General features: G+C 54.7%; 20 protein-coding genes and 1 tRNA gene. 9 read left to right on the top strand and 12 right to left on the bottom strand.

Annotated elements, in window-relative coordinates:
• Window position 1 precedes the first annotated feature (1 nt).
• Window positions 2-1,810, top strand: coding sequence for a glutamine--fructose-6-phosphate transaminase (isomerizing) (gene glmS, locus AAC620_RS00605; RefSeq protein WP_340242269.1), 1,809 nt, complete (start codon window positions 2-4; stop codon window positions 1,808-1,810).
• Window positions 1,811-1,932: 122 nt separating this feature from the next.
• Window positions 1,933-2,139 (top strand): recombinase family protein, encoded by a 207-nt coding sequence (locus tag AAC620_RS12360; RefSeq protein WP_445322419.1) that lies wholly within the window; start codon window positions 1,933-1,935, stop codon window positions 2,137-2,139.
• 39 nt (window positions 2,140-2,178) lie between these two features.
• Here AAC620_RS12360 and AAC620_RS00600 read toward each other — a convergent pair whose 3' ends face one another.
• Window positions 2,179-2,625, bottom strand: coding sequence for a GNAT family N-acetyltransferase (locus AAC620_RS00600; RefSeq protein ID WP_340242267.1), 447 nt, complete (start codon window positions 2,623-2,625; stop codon window positions 2,179-2,181).
• Window positions 2,626-2,866: 241 nt separating this feature from the next.
• Between AAC620_RS00600 and AAC620_RS00595 the strand changes: the two genes are divergently transcribed.
• A complete protein-coding gene (locus AAC620_RS00595; protein ID WP_340242265.1) occupies window positions 2,867-4,105 on the top strand; it encodes an aspartate kinase in 1,239 nt (412 codons plus the stop codon).
• 368 nt (window positions 4,106-4,473) lie between these two features.
• Here the strand turns inward: AAC620_RS00595 and AAC620_RS00590 are convergent.
• Window positions 4,474-4,560, bottom strand: a tRNA-Leu gene (locus AAC620_RS00590).
• 144 nt (window positions 4,561-4,704) lie between these two features.
• Here AAC620_RS00590 and lipB point away from each other — a divergent pair.
• From lipB to AAC620_RS00575, 3 genes are all read left to right on the top strand, one after another.
• Window positions 4,705-5,457 (top strand): lipoyl(octanoyl) transferase LipB, encoded by a 753-nt coding sequence (lipB, locus tag AAC620_RS00585; RefSeq protein WP_340242264.1) that lies wholly within the window; start codon window positions 4,705-4,707, stop codon window positions 5,455-5,457.
• A 204-nt stretch (window positions 5,458-5,661) separates the two neighbouring features.
• Entirely contained in the window at window positions 5,662-7,326 is a 1,665-nt protein-coding gene (gene ctaD, locus AAC620_RS00580; RefSeq protein WP_317655186.1) for a cytochrome c oxidase subunit I, read from the top strand.
• A gap of 32 nt (window positions 7,327-7,358) precedes the next feature.
• Window positions 7,359-7,904, top strand: a complete 546-nt coding sequence (locus AAC620_RS00575) for a DUF2244 domain-containing protein (protein ID WP_340242263.1) — start codon at window positions 7,359-7,361, stop codon at window positions 7,902-7,904.
• Window positions 7,905-7,918: 14 nt separating this feature from the next.
• On the opposite strand, the gene AAC620_RS00570 is transcribed toward AAC620_RS00575, so the two are convergent.
• The gene (locus tag AAC620_RS00570) at window positions 7,919-8,377 is read right to left on the bottom strand and encodes a GatB/YqeY domain-containing protein (RefSeq protein WP_340242262.1); all 459 of its coding nucleotides are present in this window, start codon (window positions 8,375-8,377) and stop codon (window positions 7,919-7,921) included.
• 196 nt (window positions 8,378-8,573) lie between these two features.
• Here AAC620_RS00570 and carA point away from each other — a divergent pair, with 196 nt between their 5' ends.
• A complete protein-coding gene (gene carA / locus AAC620_RS00565; protein WP_340242261.1) occupies window positions 8,574-9,713 on the top strand; it encodes a glutamine-hydrolyzing carbamoyl-phosphate synthase small subunit in 1,140 nt (379 codons plus the stop codon).
• A gap of 230 nt (window positions 9,714-9,943) precedes the next feature.
• On the opposite strand, the gene AAC620_RS00560 is transcribed toward carA, so the two are convergent.
• Window positions 9,944-10,585, bottom strand: a complete 642-nt coding sequence (locus tag AAC620_RS00560) for a GntR family transcriptional regulator (RefSeq protein ID WP_317655191.1) — start codon at window positions 10,583-10,585, stop codon at window positions 9,944-9,946.
• A gap of 92 nt (window positions 10,586-10,677) precedes the next feature.
• On the opposite strand from AAC620_RS00560, the gene AAC620_RS00555 reads away from it, so the two are divergent.
• On the top strand, window positions 10,678-11,343 hold the full coding sequence (locus AAC620_RS00555) for a pyrimidine 5'-nucleotidase (RefSeq protein WP_340242260.1): 666 nt from the start codon (window positions 10,678-10,680) through the stop codon (window positions 11,341-11,343).
• Here AAC620_RS00555 and AAC620_RS00550 read toward each other — a convergent pair.
• From AAC620_RS00550 to AAC620_RS00515, 8 genes are all read right to left on the bottom strand, one after another.
• Complete coding sequence (locus AAC620_RS00550) at window positions 11,340-12,119, bottom strand: gamma-glutamyl-gamma-aminobutyrate hydrolase family protein (RefSeq protein ID WP_340242259.1); 780 nt, start codon at window positions 12,117-12,119, stop codon at window positions 11,340-11,342. The two genes, AAC620_RS00555 and AAC620_RS00550, sit on opposite strands and share 4 nt — an antisense overlap.
• 119 nt (window positions 12,120-12,238) lie before the next feature.
• Window positions 12,239-12,643, bottom strand: coding sequence for a RidA family protein (locus tag AAC620_RS00545; RefSeq protein ID WP_340242258.1), 405 nt, complete (start codon window positions 12,641-12,643; stop codon window positions 12,239-12,241).
• Window positions 12,640-13,059, bottom strand: coding sequence for a GlcG/HbpS family heme-binding protein (locus tag AAC620_RS00540; protein WP_340242257.1), 420 nt, complete (start codon window positions 13,057-13,059; stop codon window positions 12,640-12,642). The genes AAC620_RS00545 and AAC620_RS00540 overlap by 4 nt, the downstream gene beginning before the upstream one ends.
• 63 nt (window positions 13,060-13,122) lie before the next feature.
• Window positions 13,123-13,284: a hypothetical protein gene (locus tag AAC620_RS00535; RefSeq protein WP_340242256.1), complete on the bottom strand. Its 162-nt coding sequence runs from the start codon at window positions 13,282-13,284 to the stop codon at window positions 13,123-13,125.
• 260 nt (window positions 13,285-13,544) lie between these two features.
• A complete protein-coding gene (locus tag AAC620_RS00530; protein WP_340242255.1) occupies window positions 13,545-15,689 on the bottom strand; it encodes a malate synthase G in 2,145 nt (714 codons plus the stop codon).
• 127 nt (window positions 15,690-15,816) lie between these two features.
• The gene (locus AAC620_RS00525) at window positions 15,817-15,972 is read right to left on the bottom strand and encodes a DUF2256 domain-containing protein (RefSeq protein ID WP_340242254.1); all 156 of its coding nucleotides are present in this window, start codon (window positions 15,970-15,972) and stop codon (window positions 15,817-15,819) included.
• 18 nt (window positions 15,973-15,990) lie between these two features.
• A complete protein-coding gene (locus AAC620_RS00520) occupies window positions 15,991-16,449 on the bottom strand; it encodes an Lrp/AsnC family transcriptional regulator (RefSeq protein ID WP_340242253.1) in 459 nt (152 codons plus the stop codon).
• Window positions 16,446-16,901, bottom strand: coding sequence for an Lrp/AsnC family transcriptional regulator (locus tag AAC620_RS00515; RefSeq protein WP_340242252.1), 456 nt, complete (start codon window positions 16,899-16,901; stop codon window positions 16,446-16,448). The genes AAC620_RS00520 and AAC620_RS00515 overlap by 4 nt, the downstream gene beginning before the upstream one ends.
• A 138-nt stretch (window positions 16,902-17,039) precedes the next feature.
• Between AAC620_RS00515 and ilvC the strand changes: the two genes are divergently transcribed.
• Complete coding sequence (gene ilvC / locus AAC620_RS00510; RefSeq protein ID WP_317655201.1) at window positions 17,040-18,062, top strand: ketol-acid reductoisomerase; 1,023 nt, start codon at window positions 17,040-17,042, stop codon at window positions 18,060-18,062.

Here is an 18,062-nt window from a genome sequence, read left to right as displayed (position 1 = left end):
TATGTGCGGGATCGTTGGCATTTTGGGCAGCCACGAGGTTGCGCCCACATTGGTTGAGGCGCTCAAACGTCTGGAATATCGCGGCTATGACAGCGCAGGCATTGCGACTGTGCAAAATGGTGCGCTTGATCGCCGCCGCGCGGTGGGTAAGCTTGTGAACCTGTCGGATGAATTAGTGCATCACCCTTTGGCAGGCAAGTCTGGTATCGGGCACACCCGTTGGGCCACGCATGGCGCGCCCACTGTAACCAATGCGCATCCGCATAAATCGGGTCAGGTTGCGGTGGTGCATAATGGCATTATCGAGAATTTTCGCGAATTACGCGCTGAATTAAAAGACCGCAATTTTGAAAGCGAAACCGATACGGAAACCGTCTCTCAGCTCTGCGCGCATTACCTTGCCCAAGGTCTAAGCCCTGCTGAGGCCGCACGAAAAACCTTGTCACGGCTTGAAGGCGCGTTTGCGCTTTGTTTCCTGTTTGAGGGCGAAGATGATCTGATGATCGCCGCGCGCAAAGGGTCGCCCTTGGCCATCGGTCATGGCGATGGTGAAACCTATGTCGGTTCGGACGCAATCGCGCTTGGCCCCCTCACCCATGAAATCACCTATCTTGAGGAGGGCGATTGCGCCATCCTGACCCGCAGCAGCATCGAGATTTTTGATGAGGCGGGCCACGCTGTTAGCCGCGCCAAAACCCGCATTGAACAAGGGGCCGCCGTGATCGACAAGGCGGGTTACAAGCATTTCATGGCAAAAGAAATCCATGAACAGCCCCAAACCATGAGCGAGGCCTTGGGGCGCTATGCCCCCAAAGGTGTGCCTGCCTTCCCCGAAGCCTTGGATTTCACCCAATTCGACCGCGTTGTAATGGTGGCCTGCGGGACAGGCTATTATTCCTGCCTGACCGCCAAATATTGGTTTGAACAGGTGGCAGGGATGCCTTGCGATGTCGATATCGCATCGGAATTCCGTTATCGTGAACCGCCCGTGGCGCCCCGCACCCTTGCGCTTTTCGTCAGTCAATCGGGCGAGACGGCCGACACATTGGCGGCCCTAAGGTATATGCGCGGACGCGCTGCCATGGTGGCAAGCCTTGTCAATGTTGGCACATCCTCCATCGCCCGCGAAAGCGATCTGGCCTTGGCCATTCTAGCAGGGGTCGAGGTCTCGGTGGCCTCAACCAAGGCCTATGTGAACCAATTGACCATCCTTGCGCTGATGGCGGTGCAGGCCGCGGCGCAGCGCGGCGCGCTGTCCACCGAAGAGGTGCGGGATCACATCCAAAGCTTGGAAAAACTGCCCGATCAAATGCGCCAAGTTCTGGCGATGGAAGGCGAGATTGCCGATCTGGCCGAAGGCTTGAGTGATGCAAAATCCGCCCTGTTTTTGGGCCGTGGCGTGATGTATGCCACAGCCCTTGAGGCAGCTTTAAAGTTAAAAGAACTCAGCTACATACACGCCGAAGCTTATGCATCAGGTGAGCTGAAACATGGCCCGATTGCCCTAATTGATCGCAGTCTGCCTGTGGTGGTCTTCGCGCCGCATGATGCGCTGTTTGATAAAACCATCTCAAACATGCAGGAGGTTATGGCGCGCCACGGCCAAGTGACCTTGATCACCGATGAGATGGGGCGCAAAGCCGCCGCTGAGGGCACCGCGGCCACATTGGCCCTGCCCGCGACCACGCCGCTGAGCGCGCCCATCCTCTACGCCCTGCCTGCGCAGCTTTTGGCCTATCACAGCGCAATCGCCAAAGGCACCGATGTGGATCAACCGCGCAATTTGGCGAAATCGGTCACCGTGGAGTAGTTTCCAACGGACGACATAATATTGAAGGTTTGTTATGTTTTACAGTGACTTTGAGGGCATCTCACCTTTGGTATTCAAACTATTCTGATTACCAAGAATCACTGCACCATCTAATCAAGACAATGCATGATTCAGGCATAGGTTATCGTAGGATTGCCTACTGGTTGAATGAACATGGATACACCACACCAAGAGGACATGAGTTCAAAAATACTCATGTCTTTTCTATTTTGAAAAAGAAGAAGGTGAGGGATGAACGCCAGAATAAGCGTTATGAATTACAGATGGGTAAGTTATCAATGATTCTGTTGGACACAAGTCCAGAATAACTAAGCGGTTACCATCTAGGTTGAATTAAATGATTAACGCTAAACATCAGTTTCCATTTCATAAATTGTCCAATTAGTTTTTGTTGCAACTTTATCATAGAGAGAGCGGGCACGATAATTATCATCCTCCGTAATCCAGCGGATTTTTGCCCAGTTCTCTTTTTTGCCAATAGATTTCAATTCATCCAATAATAGTCTGGCGGCGTTACTACCTCTTTCTTGGGGTTTCACCACCAAATCATGCAGAAAACCCACGTTTACACCCCTCAACGGATTTGGCATTGCTCTGAAGTGTGCTAGACCGATCAACTCGTTGTTGCTCTCTGCAACAATACCCGTCAATGGATGTTGAGTATCCATCAACCAATCCCAAGTCGTTGCAATGCCGTTATCAGTAAGTTCAGTCTGGTAATGATTAGCGTAATAACGATATACATCTAACCAAGAATTAAAATCAGACTTATCTAATTTACGAACGAATATCATGTTGTTAACCCTCAAAAACACCAGTGAATATCTAGCATATTGTTTATGTTTTTCTGATTTACAACGATTATTTAAGTATTGAAACTAATGTTAATATGGTTTTGGTATTTCAACCTCTGATGAGTTTGGGTGACCAGCGTCGCAACTTGCCTATAACTGTGACGGTGGAATAGCGCTTCCACTTGCGCCCGCCTGCGTTGGCGCGTAAAGCCTCGGCGCAACTTTATAAGTGGGAAGTGCTATGCCGCTTTTGGTCATGAAATTCGGGGGCACATCGGTGGCCACCCTTGATCGCATCCGCCGCGCCGCAAAACGTGTGGGGCGCGAGGTGGCCAATGGGTATGATGTGATCGTGATTGTCTCGGCGATGTCGGGTGAAACCAACAAGCTCGTAGGATATGTGGGCGAAACCTCGCCGCTCTATGACGCGCGCGAATATGATGCGGTCGTCTCCTCGGGCGAGAATGTTACAGCCGGCCTGATGGCGCTGACTTTGCAAGAAATGGATATTCCTGCGCGGTCATGGCAAGGATGGCAGGTGCCCGTCAAAACCACCTCCGCCCATGCCAGTGCGCGGATTGAAGAAATCCCAACCGATAACATCATGGCCAAATTTGGCGAAGGGATGAAGGTTGCCGTGGTTGCGGGGTTCCAAGGCATCAGCCCTGAAGGGCGTATCACCACATTGGGCCGCGGCGGGTCAGACACGACTGCCGTGGCCTTTGCCGCCGCTTTCGAGGCGGAGCGCTGCGATATCTACACAGATGTGGACGGGGTCTACACGACCGACCCGCGCATCACCAATAAGGCGCGCAAACTTGAGAAAATCTCGTTTGAAGAGATGCTTGAGCTTGCAAGCCTCGGTGCGAAGGTTCTGCAAACGCGCTCGGTTGAACTGGCGATGCGCTATAAGGTGCGCTTGCGGGTTTTGTCGAGTTTTGAAGAAATGGATGACAGCGCAGGCACATTGGTCTGTGATGAGGAGGAAATCGTGGAAAGCAAAGCTGTGGCGGGCGTGGCCTATTCGCGCGATGAGGCAAAGATGACCCTGACGGAGGTCGAAGATCGCCCAGGCATTGCAGCCGCTATTTTCGGCCCCCTCGCCGAGGCCGCGGTCAATGTCGACATGATCGTGCAAAATATCTCGGAAGAAGGCAAAACCGATATGACCTTCTCACTGCCGATTGATCAGGTCAAACGCGCGGAAAAGGCCCTTGAAGAGGCGAAAGCCCGCAATGAAATCGGCTTTTCCGAATTGCTGATCGACAGCGATGTTTGCAAAGTATCAATCGTAGGGATCGGGATGCGCAGCCATGCAGGCGTGGCCGCGAAGATGTTTGCGACTTTGCGCGATGAAGGCATCAATATCAAAGTCATCACCACATCCGAAATCAAAGTCTCGGTTCTTGTTGATCGCAAATATCTGGAATTGGCGGTGCAGGCCCTGCATGACGCCTTTGATCTAGATCGCGCGGCCTGATTTCACCTTAGGCTGATTTTACGCTGTTTGCTCGGGCTCGTCTTTTGGCGGCCTTGGTTTGTTGACTTTGTACCAGCCCCGCCACAGAGGCGTTTCTTACTGCTATTACGTACACGCAAATTCGCTGGGCACGAACGACTAGTTTTTATAGAATGAGGCTAAACAATGCAGCCGCACGATTTTTGTTTAAGCAGGCGTTGTTGAACTCGACGGAAGTAGCAAAAAAGGCCACACACACTTATACATACGGAGAAGCCGTTTAATCATTGTATCAATTAAAATCCCGACAAAATTTAAGCATGCATTTTTAAAATTATAAATTTTATCAAATGATTGCGGCGCGATCTTTAGGCAACACTTAAAGGGAATGGTGCGGTCGAGAAGACTCGAACTTCCACGGGAGTTACCCCACAGCGACCTCAACGCTGCGCGTCTACCAATTCCGCCACGACCGCACTGTCTGACGCTTAATATGCCGCTGTCTAGACCAAGCAGGCGCCGTGCTCAAGGGTTAAAATTGTGGATTTTGGCCAAGCTGATTTTTCTGTTTAGTATGAAACACCTACTTGCTATTAACACAAGGGTATGACTGAAAGGCGATGACCGTGCCTCTCGTCTCCCGCATACACCATTGCAAAGAAATTATTAAGTTAAAGAGCCTTAAATTGGTTGATTGGATAATATCAGATAAGCTGACCGATTATGAGGATGCACTTCGCGTTATGGAGGCTCGCATCGCAAAAATTTCTTCAGGGGATGCAGCCGAAGCGATTTGGCTGCTGGAGCATCCACCGATTTACACCGCAGGCACTTCGGCCAAGCCCGACGATTTAACTGACCCTGATCGCTTTCCTGTCTACGAGGCGCGCCGCGGGGGGCAATATACCTACCACGGCCCAGGTCAGCGGGTTATATACGTCATGCTAGATCTCAACAAACGCGGTCGTGATGTTCGCCGTTTTGTCGAAGATCTGGAAAATTGGGTGATTGACACGCTTGCAAGCTTTAACTTGCGCGGGGAAATTCGAGAGGGGCGCGTTGGAGTCTGGATTGCGCGGCCCGACAAAGCCGCCCTGCCCGATGGCAGCCCGCGTGAGGACAAGATTGCAGCCATCGGGATCCGCTTGCGCAAATGGGTGTCCTTTCATGGCATCTCGATCAATCACGATCCTGAACTGAGCCATTTTGAGGGAATCGTGCCTTGCGGGATCCGTGATCACGGCGTGACAAGCCTTGTGGATTTAGGCCTGCCCGTGAGCCTAGATGACCTTGATGTCGCTTTGCGCCAAGAATTTGAACGGCGCTTTGGGCCAACGCAGGACGCGGATCTGGCTGACCCAGCTAACCCCTAAAGATCATTGCAACCGCCCCCTTTTCCATTTTCGTAAGATTTCGGCGCGAAACTTGCTGATCTGGCATGAGGCAATTTTTCCCACCTGAAAGGCGTGATCGCAATTGATCGCACGCGCGAGGCGCAGTAGAACGGGGGGCAGTGGAACGTCAAAGGGACAGGTGGCCAGACCCCTGCCCCTCATAATTATGAACAGGAGACAGACATGGCCGATGCAGCCATTTCTGGACATGATCACGAACGGCCGGGCTTCTTTACCCGCTGGTTCATGTCCACAAACCATAAAGATATCGGGATTCTCTACCTCATCACTGCAGGTTTGGTGGGTCTCGTATCGGTTGCTTTCACCGTTTACATGCGCCTCGAGTTGATGGAGCCTGGCGTTCAATACATGTGTGCTGAAGGCGCACGCGTCTTGAGCCAAGCTGCTGCAGGCGAATGTACCCCTGATGGGCATTTGTGGAACGTTTTGATCACGGGCCATGGCGTATTGATGATGTTCTTTGTGGTCATTCCTGCCCTATTCGGTGGTTTTGGTAACTTCTTCATGCCGCTGATGATCGGTGCGCCTGATATGGCCTTCCCCCGTCTGAACAACCTGTCATACTGGCTTTACGTTGCAGGCACGGCTTTGGCCTTCTGCGCAGTGTTCGTGGATGGTGGTGCAGGCCCAGGTTGGACATTCTACCCGCCCTTGTCATGGCAAGATGCCCCCACAAGCCGCGCGGTGGATTTCGCGATCTTCGCGGTTCACGTCTCGGGTGCAAGCTCGATCTTGGGGTCAATCAACATTATCACGACCTTCCTCAATATGCGCGCCCCTGGCATGAGCCTGTTCAAAGTGCCGCTTTTTGCATGGTCGATTTTTGTGACCGCTTGGTTGCTCTTGCTGTCCTTGCCCGTTTTGGCAGGCGCAATTACCATGCTGCTGACCGACCGTAACTTTGGCACAACCTTCTTTGATGTGGCAGGCGGCGGTGACCCGCTTTTGTTCCAGCACATTTTCTGGTTCTTCGGCCACCCCGAAGTTTACATTGTGATCCTGCCCGCCTTTGGCGTTGTCAGCCATGTGATCTCGACCTTCTCGCGCAAGCCCGTCTTTGGCTATCTGCCGATGGTCTGGGCGTTGATCGCAATCGGTGGTTTGGGCTTCGTTGTGTGGGCGCACCACATGTATACGACGGGCATGACGCTGAACCAGCAGGCCTATTTCATGGTCGCAACCATGGTGATCGCGGTGCCAACAGGCGTCAAAATCTTCTCGTGGATTGCAACGATGTGGCAAGGCTCGATGACGTTTGAAACCCCAATGCTGTTTGCGATTGGCTTTATTTTCCTGTTCACCGTTGGCGGTGTAACGGGGATTGTGCTCAGCCAAGCGGGCGTTGACCGCGCCTATCACGACACCTATTACGTTGTGGCGCATTTCCACTATGTGATGAGCTTGGGTGCCGTATTCGGTATCTTCGCAGGCATCTATTACTGGATCGGCAAAATGTCAGGTCGCCAATACCCTGAATGGGCGGGCAAGCTGCATTTCTGGTTGTTCTTCATCGGCGCAAACCTGACCTTCTTCCCACAGCACTTCTTGGGTCGTCAGGGCATGCCACGCCGCTACATCGATTATCCTGATGCATTTGCAACGTGGAACTACGTCAGCTCGATCGGTGCGTTTATCGCATTCGCGTCCTTCCTCTTCTTCCTTGGCATTGTCGCCTACACCCTGCTTGCAGGCCGCAAACTGAGCGAACCTGCCTATTGGGGCGAGCATGCCGATACCTTGGAATGGACATTGCCAAACCCACCGCCCGAGCACACGTTCGAGGAACTGCCCACACGCGAAATGTGGGACAAACAGCCAAGCCACTAATCTGGCCGCTTTTTGAACAGTTGAGAGAAAATATGCCGTTTCATATAGAGACGCCGCAAATAGAGAAGGCCCCGGAGAAATTCGGGGCCTTTGCTCATCCTGATCGTGGCGCACCTCACATGCTGATGCGGATTACGCCGCATAAATCGCTGACTCCTGAAGGGTTCGTTTGGTTTGTCGGTGCGACCGCCGCGTTAATTGCCCTGCCGCTTTTCGGCATTCTAGGCACGGCCGTGTTCTGGGCGCTGCTGCCCTTTCTATTGGCGGCGATTTGGGCCATTTGGACCGCGCTGAAACGCTCATGGCGCGATAAGGAAATCACAGAAACCCTGACATTGTGGCCTGATCACATAAGGGTTGAGCGCAAAGAGCCCCGCAAAGAAACGAAAATCTGGGAAGCAAACCCCTATTGGGTGCGGCTGACCTTGCATAAAACGGGCGGGCCTGTGCCCAATTACCTGACCTTACGCGGCGACAAGGCAACGCGCGAAATCGAGCTTGGCGCGTTTCTGACGCCCACCGAAAGGGTCAAGCTGAAATTCGCATTAGAACAGGCCTTGGCGCAGGCAAGGGCCTAAGGGTCAAGGGCTGTTTAGGCCAACCGCTCCTTGATCAGCGCCCCTGCGGCACCGAAATCCATCTGCCCTGCATAGGCCGCCTTCAGCGCCCCCATCACACGGCCCATATCGCGAATGCTGCTCGCCCCTGTCTGGTCAATCGCGGCATCAATCGCTGCGGCGATTTCCGCCTCGGACAGTTGGCGCGGCAAGAACCCTTCAATCACTTTGATCTCTGCACGCTCTTTTTCGGCCAATTCAAGCCGCCCGCCCTCTTCATAGACATTGGCGCTGTCGATCCGTTGTTTCACCATTTTGGCAAGGATGGCGAGAATCTCACCTTCATCGACACCCTCGGTCTTGCCTGCGCCTCGCGCGGCAATGTCTTGATCCTTGATCGCCGCATTGATCAAACGAAGGGTTGATAAACGCGCCGCATCCTTTTCGCGCATCGCGTCTTTTAGGCCGTTGGTGATACGCTCTCGCAAACTCATGGTCTTATCCCCAGATTGCAACGGGCCATCTGACCCGCACCAGACCGCCCGTTTAAGGCATTTTTTGCCGCGCAACAACCTTTGAAATAGGGGGCAGAGCGGTGGTTGCATCTTGGTGTCGCAAGGTGCTTGACCCTGCACGCTTGGACACTTAGGTTGCCGCGAATTTCAACATCGCCGTAATCGGAGCAGCGCCATGACTGAACGCCCCACTGCATGTCTTGTTTTGGCTGATGGAACCGTGTTCTACGGCAAGGGTTTTGGCGCCACAGGCCAGACCGTTGCCGAGCTGTGCTTCAACACCGCGATGACGGGCTATCAAGAGATTATGACCGACCCCTCCTATGCTGGGCAGGTCGTAACCTTCACCTTCCCGCATATTGGCAACACAGGCATCACCGCCGAGGATGACGAGACCACCGATCCAGTCGCGGCAGGGATGATTGTGAAATGCGATCCAACAGAGCCCTCCAATTGGCGAATGGAACAGAACCTGACCACATGGCTGTCCGCACGGGGCCGCATCGGAATGGGCGGTGTTGACACCCGCCGCCTCACCCGCGCGATCCGCCAACAAGGCGCGCCACATGTCTGCTTGTCGCATGATCCTGAGGGTAATTTCGACATTGAGGCGATGCTGAAGGAGGCGCGCGCATGGCAGGGTCTGGAGGGACTCGACCTCGCCCGTGAGGTGACTTGCGCGCAATCCTATCGTTGGGACGAGATGCGTTGGTCATGGCCTGAGGGCTATAGCAAGCGCACGGGCACTGGCCCCAAAGTGGTGGCGATTGATTACGGTGCCAAGCGCAATATCCTGCGCTGTCTCGCAAGTGCCGGATGTGATGTCACCGTGATGCCCGCCAGCACCACCGCCGAAGAAATCCTTGCGCAAAACCCCGATGGTGTATTTCTGTCGAACGGGCCAGGCGACCCTGCCGCAACGGGGGAATATGCCGTGCCGATGATCCGTGCGATTTTGGAAAAAGAACTGCCCGTTTTCGGGATTTGCCTTGGCCACCAAATGCTGGCTTTGGCGCTTGGAGCGAAAACCGTGAAAATGAACCACGGGCATCATGGCGCAAACCACCCGGTCAAAGATTTGGAAACGGGCAAAGTCGAAATCACCTCGATGAACCACGGGTTCACTGTCGACAGCCAAACCCTACCTTATGATGTTTTAGAAACTCATGTCAGCTTGTTTGATGGGTCAAATTGCGGCATCCGCGTCAAGGATCGCCCGATCTTTTCCGTTCAGCACCACCCCGAAGCCAGCCCCGGCCCACAAGACAGCTATTACCTGTTCGAGCGCTTCGCAGCCGCCATGGCAACACGCTAAAGTTGAAGGGGGGGGTAAAAGCCCCCTAAACCCAAGGCTGTATAACGCGGAAATCTTTGAATTTTCGTAAAAAATTATCCGCGATTAGGATTTTGTTAACCATCGCAGCGCTTCCCTAACGGGGCTTGAAACGCGAAGATTTCAAGTCGGCCATCAGGGGTGCGGGCCCCCGTTTCATTGGGCGAAAACAAAGCATGGGGTTTTTGGTGGCACGGTGGTGGCACGCAAACCTAGCTGACCGCGCCCGCCTCCTCCTTGAGGCGCACCTCAAAGGCAATGGAAAGATGTCGCCGCAATGCATCTGCCGCTGCATCCCCATCACGCGCGGCAATGGCGTTGACGATATCATCATGCTCGTCCAAGGCTTTTTCGCCCCGCCCTTTTGCGGCCAAGGATGTGGTGGCCATCAACGCCATTGAGCGATGCACAAGATCCAATTGCTGCACCAAATAACGATTATGGCTGGCAAGATGGATTTGCTTATGAAAGCGGCGGTTTGCACGGCTCAGCGCCTGCGGATCATTCAATAATTTGCGATCCGCCTGTGCCATTTCGCGCAAGACGCGCACCTCCTCGGTTGCGGCATGTTGCGCGGCCAAACGGGCGGCCAAGGCCTCTAACTCGGTGCGCACGGCATAAAGTTCGGCCATCTGTGCATGATCCAATGAGGCCACAATCAGACTGCGCCCATCGCGGGTGAGCAGGCTTTGGGTTTCCAACCGCTGCAACGCCTCGCGCACGGGTGTGCGGCTGACACCGAACCGCTCGGCCAATTCCGATTCCACCAAACGCGATCCAGGGCGATAGATGCCGCCATCTATCGCATCCAAAATCATGTCATAGGCGTCTTTTTGCTGTGGCTTGCTGTGCATCGCGTGGGGTCTTTCCAATTCTTAACGCTGCCAAAGCTAAGCAGCCCCGCCCCCCTTGGCAAGCAAAAGCACATAAGGCTAGTGTAGCGGCCATGAAACACGCAGATTTCCAACATGTCGACACATGGGTGTTCGATCTCGATCACACGCTTTATCCCGCCTCAATGGCACTGTTTGATCAGATCAATATCCGCATGTCCGCGTTTGTCATGCGCGCCTTGAATGTCGATGCGCAGGAGGCAGATTGTATCCGCCACACCTATTGGCGAGCCCATGGCACAACCCTGGCGGGGCTGATGGCACAGCATAATATCCCGCCCTATCCGTATTTGGACGAGGTGCATGAGATAGATTTCAGCATCCTCAAACCAGATCCGATTTTGGCAGACCGTATCACGCGCCTGAGGGGGCGGCGTATCGTCTACACCAATGGCACCGCTGATTATGCCCGTAATGTTTTGCACCATCGGGGTTTGTCGGGCCTATTCGACGCAATTTACGGGGTCGAGGACGCCAATTATCGCCCAAAACCAGACCCTGATGCCTTTGCAATGATATTTAGCAAAGACGGGCTCAGCCCAACGCGCGCCGCGATGTTCGAGGATGACCCGCGCAATCTGGCCGTGCCGCATGAATTGGGCCTGCGGACGATCTTGATTGACGAAGAGGGTAGCCATGAGGGCCCAAGTGCCCACATCCATCATCAGACCCACGATCTATCATGGTTTTTAGGCCATATATTGGGTGACCTCGATTAAGCCACATCCGCGACTGGCATGGGCTTGCCATCGGCCTGCCATGCATGGGCCGCGCGGCCAAAGGCCTCGTATAATAGGCGCGAGACAGGGTCTTCTGCGGCGCGATATTCAGGATGCCATTGCACCGAGAGGGTAAACCCCCGCGCGCCTTTGATGTAGATGGCCTCAGGCGTGTCATCAGGGGCCCATCCATCAACCACCACATCACGGCCTAAGGTCTTTAACCCCTGACCATGCAAGCTGTTGGTGGTCACCTCGGCGCTGTTATAGAGCCGCTGAAACGGCCCTCCTTGCGTGAAGCGCACGACATGGCGCGGTGCGAATTTTTCCTCCAAGGTGCCATCGGGCGGCATGCGGTGGTTCATCCGTCCGGGTAAATCGCGGATTTCGGGGTAAAGACTGCCCCCCATGGCCACGTTCACCTCTTGGAACCCACGGCAAACACCAAGGATAGGCAAGCCCCGCTCGACCGCCGCGCGGATCAGGGGCAATGTCACGGCATCACGATTGCGATCAAAGGCGCCATGCGCCTCTGTTTCTTCCTCGCCATATTCCTCGGGATGAACATTCGGGCGACCGCCCGTGAACAAAAACCCATCACAAATCTCAAGCAGGTCTTCGTAATTGACGAAATTTGGATTGGCAGGAATGGCCAAAGGCGTGCATTTGGCGACATCCGATACAGCACAACAGTCCATAGCCCCCACTGTATGCGCGGGGTATTGATCATTGATCAGATGAAAATTTCCAATAATTCCAATGACCGGGCGGGCCATGATATCCTCTCCTTCAGGCTTTTGGGGACGCCATTAGGAAAAATCTTGTCCTCAAATCTATAGGCCTTCGCCCAACTCGCCGCAAGAATTTAGCGGGGCTGCTTTCGATAAATTTATCCTCATTTTGAGCCAAGATAGGCTGTCACCTCGATCTCAATCTTCATGCGTGGGTCTTGCAGGCCTGCCACAAACATTGTGGCCGCAGGGCGCACTGCGCCAAGCCATTTTTGCGTGACAGGCCAGCACGCGGGCCAAAGGGCGGCATCGTTCACGATGTAATGCACCCGCACCACATCGGAGATTGACGCACCGCCTGCCCGCAGGGCGCTGTCAATATTGGCAAAGCATTGCTCGGCTTGGGCCGCGATATCGGCATCAATTTGCATGGTGCTGTAATCAAATCCCGTGGTTCCCGACACGAAAATCCAATCACCTTGCACAACTGCCCGACTATATCCGATCTCGGCCTCAAAGGGCGAGCCTGAGGAAATCAGGCGCCGCCCTGATGGGGCATCCGCGCTCATGGTTCTGCGTCAAGCCCTGCTGCGGCAATACCCGCCACAGCCGCATCGCTGTCATTATCGGATGTGTCACCGGTGACCCCAACTGCGCCGATCACAACGCCATCCCGCTTGACCAGAACACCACCGGGCACAGGCACGACACGGCCCCCAAAGGCCCCGTTGACCGCATTGACGAAATAGGCCTGCGCCTCGGCCCGCGCCATTTGCGCCTTGCCGCCCATGCCCAACATCACCGCGCCATAGGCCTTGGCGCGCGCAATCTCAAACCGACCTGGGCTTGCGCCATCCTCGCGCTCAAAGGCTTGAATATTGCCGCCTGCATCGAGAACAACGACCGAAAGGGGCTTTAGCCCCATCTCGCCGCCTTTGGCGCGGGTTGCAGAAATGATTGTGCGTGCCTGATCGAGTGTGATCATCTTGGTCTTGTCCCTCTTGTCTAGATCTTGGGGCCATAGCCCCCGCCTCTTCAGATAGCGCGTTCAAACAAAGAGGAAATGGTCTTCTGTCAGCTCTGCCTCAGCCTGATCTGATAAAACGACCGAGCCTAGGCCGTAGTTCAAAATCAAATCCGTTTCTTCGCACGAGAGGCTCAACGCCTCCATCACCGATAGCCCTTCTAGCTGAAAGGCAAAACGATCCATGACTTGCACCCTTCAAACACAGTGCTTGACAGTGACAACGACATTTTCGGGCTTTGTGCAGATGGGCGGAGGGTTAGGTCTGCCGCGCAGAGGTATCACGACCCCTCAAAAGACGCGCGGCGGTCTATCGAAAGTAAAGACACCCGTCTTGTGGCAGGTAAGCCCCCCCTTTTTCGCGCGGGTTCCACGATAAAATAACCCCCGCGCCAGCGATCAGACAGGCACGGGGGGCAGAGATAAACCGATAAAATCGGGTCGCGTTAGGCCGCTTTCCATTCAAGGCGGCGGGCGTGTAAGACTGGCTCAGTATAGCCAGAGGGTTGCACACGGCCCTTGAATACCAGATCACAAGCCGCCGCAAAGGCGATGCCGTTAAACCCAGGCGCCATTGGTCTATAGGCAGGGTCGCCTGCATTTTGGCCATCAACCACCTCGGCCATACGGCGCATGGCAGCCATGACCTGATCCTCGCTGACGACACCATGATGCAGCCAATTCGCGATATGCTGCGCGCTAATGCGGCAGGTGGCGCGGTCTTCCATCAGGCCCACATTGTTAATGTCAGGCACTTTCGAGCAGCCAACACCCTGATCCACCCAACGCACAACATAGCCCAAAATCCCTTGGGCGTTATTGTCCAATTCACGGGTGATCTGGTCTTGCGACCAACGGCGATAGCTGGCCATTGGAATATCCAACAGACCCGTCACATAGGCACGGCGACCACCTGCGGCCAGTTTCTCCTGCACCGCAGCCACATTCACGCGGTGATAATGGGTGGCGTGCAGGGTCGCGGCAGTCGGGCTTGGAACCCAAGCGCAATTTGCGCCCGCGCGCGGATGCTCGATCTTTTGCTCTAGCATCGCGGCCATGGCATCGGGCATGGCCCACATCCCCTTGCCGATCTGCGCGCGACCGCGCAACCCGCATTCCAAACCAATATCCACATTCTGGTTTTCATAGGCGGTGATCCATGATTTGCGCTTGATGAAATCCTTGCGGCTGAATGGCCCTGCCTCCATGGAGGTGTGAATTTCATCACCCGTGCGATCAAGGAAACCTGTGTTGATAAAGCACAAGCGATGCTTGGCTGCGCGGATACATTCCTTGAGGTTAACCGAGGTGCGGCGCTCTTCATCCATGACACCCAGTTTGACCGTATTGGGTTTCAGACCCAAAACGCCCTCAACATGGGTGAAAATCTCGTCCGCAAAGGCAACTTCCTCAGGCCCGTGCATCTTGGGCTTCACCACATAGACCGACCCTGCATGGCTGTTGCGCAGACCATCCGCTTTCTTCAGGTCATGCATGGCGATCAATGCGGTGATCATCGCATCCATCATGCCCTCGTAAGCCTCGCTGCCATCTTTGAGCAAAATCGCAGGGTTGGTCATCAAATGACCCACATTGCGCACCAACATCAAGGCGCGGCCTTTCACGTCAAACGTGCTGCCATCGGGCGCGGTATAGGTTTTATCGGCGGCCAAGCGGCGGGTCATGGTTTGCCCGCCCTTCTCAAAGCTTTCCACCAAATCGCCCTGCATCAAACCAAGCCAATTGGAATAGGCCAAAACCTTGTCCTCGGCATCGACACAGGCCACCGAATCTTCGCAATCCATGATAGCCGAAACCGCAGATTCCAGACGGATATCCGCAAGCAAGGCTTGGTCACGGCTGCCAATCGGATGGGCGCGGTCAAAGACCAATTCAACATGCAGGCCATTGTTGCACAGAAGGATGGTATCAGGCGCCTTTGCATTGCCCGTATAGCCCTTGAACTGCGCAGGATCTGCGAGGGGCTTGTCATCCATCATTAACTGCCCCTTATCCACGCTATAGCGGCGGATATCGGCATGGCTTGCCCCCTCGATGGGGAAGCTGTCATCAAGGAAAACCCGCGCACGCGCCACAACGCGCGATCCACGACCGCGATCATAGCCGCCTTTGGGGGGCAGGCTGCCCATAGCATCCGTGCCGTAAAGCGCATCATAGAAACTGCCCCAACGCGCATTGGCCGCGTTCAAGGCAAATCGCGCATTGGTGATGGGCACCACCAATTGCGGGCCTGCCACTGTGGCGATCTCAGGGTCAACGCGATCTGTGTCGATCTGGAAATCTTCTCCCTCAGGCAAGAGATACCCGATCTCACGCAAAAAGGCCTGATAGGCATCGCCATCATGGGGCTGACCACGGCGTGCAATATGCCATTCATCAATATGACGCTGCAAATCTTCGCGCTTTTGCAAAAGGGCGCGGTTTTTGTCAGCTTTGCCATGCAAAAGATCAGAGAACCCCGTCCAAAATGCATCAGCGGCCACGCCAGTGCCATCCAAGGCCCGAGTTTCGATGAAATCCGCCAAAACCTGCGCCACTTGCAGGCCTGCACGCTCTACACGTTTCGTCATTTGCGGGGTCTCCTCTCTTCATGCTGCACAAAAGCAGCCCGCGTCCCTTCCCTCGCGTTAGCCAAAAATCAGACGAGAGGCAAGCGATCTGGTAAAATAAACAGACCAATTATCGAGGGAAGGTAAATTACGCTTTGACCGACTTGCGCGCCGCGCGACATTTGTCCGAGCAATAGCGCACCTCCTCCCAATCCTTGGCCCATTTGCGCCGCCAAACGAAGGGGCGGCCACAGGTGGCACAGGTTTTTTGAGGCAGGTCTGATTTGCGTTTCATTTTGGGCATAGGTGAAAAATAGCGCGCTTACCCCAAGGGGCCAGGGCGGCGTTCTTCTGACAACAGCACATTCGCCTCGACATTCCCAACCCCAGGCAGGGTCATGATACGGCGGCGCAACACCCGTTCAAAATCTGGCAGATCGCGGGCAATAATGCGCAGCCTGTAATCATAGAGGCCCAAAACATGCTGCACCAATTGAACTTCAGGGATGGCGGTCACCGCGCGCTCGAAATCCTCAAGGCTGACGCGCCCCTTGGTGGCCAATTTCACCCCCAAAAACACTGTCACGCCAAAGCCCAGCTTTTCAGCATCAAGATCAAGACGGCGGGTGGTGATCACACCTGCATCAGTCAGGCGCTTAATGCGCCGCCATGCTGCGGGTTGGCTTAGGCCAAAGCGCCGCCCGATCTCGGCGGCCTTTTGCGTGGCGTCCTCCTGCAAAGCGCGCAGAATTTGGCGGTCAATCGGATCAAGATCAATCATAGGGGCAAGCTTTCGCTGTCTTTGATTGCCGCGACATGCATCAGGGCCTCGATATCCGCGATATGCGGCAGGCTTAGAATGCGGTCGCGGTAAATTTCTTGGTAATGCGGCATGGTGCGCGCAATCACCTCAAGGCGCACGTCAACACGGCCCAAGAATGTTTGAATTTCGGTCACCTCTGGCACGGCGCGCGCGGCGGCGATAAATTCATCAAAGGCGCGTGGATCTGTTTTATCCAATGAGATCCGCAACGACACCTGAACCGCATAGCCAAGTGCCCGCCAATCAATAACAGCGCGCGTCCCGCGTAACGCGCCCATCGCCTGCATCCGATCAAGCCGTTTATAGCAGGTCGCCACAGGCACACCCGCCGCTTTGGCCACCCGCGCCACGGGTTGGTCCGGGTCAGACTGTAGATGGCGCAAAATGCGGCGATCCAGATCATCGAGCATGAAATAATCCAAAAATAAATATTCGCGAATGATCTTATCATATAATGATCAAAATAATCAAATATTCATCCGCACTTCGCAGCAAACCGCGCTTATACCAACGGCAGATGTAATTTGCAGCCAGCAAGGAGAAAGCCGATGCGCGTCTATTACGATCGCGATTGCGATGTGAACCTAATCAAAGACAAAAAAGTTGCCATCTTGGGCTATGGCAGCCAAGGCCATGCGCATGCGCTGAACCTGCGCGACAGCGGGGCGAAGAATGTGGTTGTGGCCCTGCGCGAGGGCTCCCCTTCTGCGAAGAAGGCCGAGGGCGAAGGCCTCAAGGTTATGGGGATCGCAGAAGCCGCCGCTTGGTGCGACCTGATCATGTTCACCATGCCTGATGAATTGCAGGCCGAAACCTATAAGAAATACGTCCATGACAATCTGCGCGAAGGCGCGGCGATTGCATTCGCCCACGGCCTGAACGTGCATTTCGGCCTCATCGAGCCTAAGCCTGGCGTTGATGTAATCATGATGGCCCCCAAAGGCCCAGGCCACACAGTGCGCGGCGAATACACCAAAGGCGGCGGCGTGCCTTGCCTTGTGGCCGTTCACAATGATGCAAGCGGCAAAGCCTTGGAAATCGGCTTGTCCTATTGCTCCGCCATTGGCGGTGGCCGTTCGGGCATCATCGAAACCAATTTCAAAGAAGAGTGCGAAACCGACCTCTTCGGTGAACAGGCCGTGTTGTGCGGTGGCTTGGTTGAGTTGATCCGCATGGGCTTTGAGACTTTGGTCGAAGCGGGCTACGCCCCTGAGATGGCCTATTTCGAGTGCTTGCACGAGGTGAAGCTGATCGTTGACCTGATCTACGAAGGCGGCATCGCGAATATGAACTATTCGATCTCGAACACGGCCGAATATGGCGAATATGTCTCGGGCCCCCGCATCCTGCCTTACGATGAAACCAAGGCGCGCATGAAAGAGGTTCTGACCGATATTCAGACAGGTAAATTCGTTCGTGACTTCATGACCGAAAACACCGTGGGTCAGCCCTTCTTCAAAGGGACACGCCGCATCAATGACGCACACCAGATCGAAGAAGTGGGCGAAAAACTGCGCGGCATGATGCCTTGGATTTCCGCAGGGAAGATGGTGGACAAAGCGAAGAACTAA

Source organism: Roseobacter sp. HKCCA2468, assembly GCF_037805105.1.
Classification (GTDB): domain Bacteria; phylum Pseudomonadota; class Alphaproteobacteria; order Rhodobacterales; family Rhodobacteraceae; genus M30B80.
The sequence above is the reverse complement of the archived record's forward strand: the minus strand, read 5'-3'. Positions and strand labels throughout refer to the sequence as shown.

What these genes read in the sequence shown, in the direction of transcription:
- AAC620_RS00520 (WP_340242253.1), bottom strand. Translation starts at nt 16,449, where the DNA reads ATGATTGATCTTGATCCGATTGACCGCCAAATTCTGCGCGCTTTGCAG.
- lipB (WP_340242264.1), top strand. Translation starts at nt 4,705, where the DNA reads ATGACCGTGCCTCTCGTCTCCCGCATACACCATTGCAAAGAAATTATT.
- carA (WP_340242261.1), top strand. Translation starts at nt 8,574, where the DNA reads ATGACTGAACGCCCCACTGCATGTCTTGTTTTGGCTGATGGAACCGTG.
- AAC620_RS00545 (WP_340242258.1), bottom strand. Translation starts at nt 12,643, where the DNA reads ATGAGCGCGGATGCCCCATCAGGGCGGCGCCTGATTTCCTCAGGCTCG.
- AAC620_RS00575 (WP_340242263.1), top strand. Translation starts at nt 7,359, where the DNA reads ATGCCGTTTCATATAGAGACGCCGCAAATAGAGAAGGCCCCGGAGAAA.
- AAC620_RS00595 (WP_340242265.1), top strand. Translation starts at nt 2,867, where the DNA reads ATGCCGCTTTTGGTCATGAAATTCGGGGGCACATCGGTGGCCACCCTT.
- AAC620_RS00555 (WP_340242260.1), top strand. Translation starts at nt 10,678, where the DNA reads ATGAAACACGCAGATTTCCAACATGTCGACACATGGGTGTTCGATCTC.
- AAC620_RS00570 (WP_340242262.1), bottom strand. Translation starts at nt 8,377, where the DNA reads ATGAGTTTGCGAGAGCGTATCACCAACGGCCTAAAAGACGCGATGCGC.
- ctaD (WP_317655186.1), top strand. Translation starts at nt 5,662, where the DNA reads ATGGCCGATGCAGCCATTTCTGGACATGATCACGAACGGCCGGGCTTC.
- AAC620_RS00525 (WP_340242254.1), bottom strand. Translation starts at nt 15,972, where the DNA reads ATGCCCAAAATGAAACGCAAATCAGACCTGCCTCAAAAAACCTGTGCC.
- AAC620_RS00530 (WP_340242255.1), bottom strand. Translation starts at nt 15,689, where the DNA reads ATGACGAAACGTGTAGAGCGTGCAGGCCTGCAAGTGGCGCAGGTTTTG.
- glmS (WP_340242269.1), top strand. Translation starts at nt 2, where the DNA reads ATGTGCGGGATCGTTGGCATTTTGGGCAGCCACGAGGTTGCGCCCACA.
- AAC620_RS00550 (WP_340242259.1), bottom strand. Translation starts at nt 12,119, where the DNA reads ATGGCCCGCCCGGTCATTGGAATTATTGGAAATTTTCATCTGATCAAT.
- AAC620_RS00540 (WP_340242257.1), bottom strand. Translation starts at nt 13,059, where the DNA reads ATGATCACACTCGATCAGGCACGCACAATCATTTCTGCAACCCGCGCC.
- AAC620_RS00515 (WP_340242252.1), bottom strand. Translation starts at nt 16,901, where the DNA reads ATGCTCGATGATCTGGATCGCCGCATTTTGCGCCATCTACAGTCTGAC.
- AAC620_RS00535 (WP_340242256.1), bottom strand. Translation starts at nt 13,284, where the DNA reads ATGGATCGTTTTGCCTTTCAGCTAGAAGGGCTATCGGTGATGGAGGCG.
- AAC620_RS00560 (WP_317655191.1), bottom strand. Translation starts at nt 10,585, where the DNA reads ATGCACAGCAAGCCACAGCAAAAAGACGCCTATGACATGATTTTGGAT.
- AAC620_RS00600 (WP_340242267.1), bottom strand. Translation starts at nt 2,625, where the DNA reads ATGATATTCGTTCGTAAATTAGATAAGTCTGATTTTAATTCTTGGTTA.
- AAC620_RS12360 (WP_445322419.1), top strand. Translation starts at nt 1,933, where the DNA reads ATGCATGATTCAGGCATAGGTTATCGTAGGATTGCCTACTGGTTGAAT.
- ilvC (WP_317655201.1), top strand. Translation starts at nt 17,040, where the DNA reads ATGCGCGTCTATTACGATCGCGATTGCGATGTGAACCTAATCAAAGAC.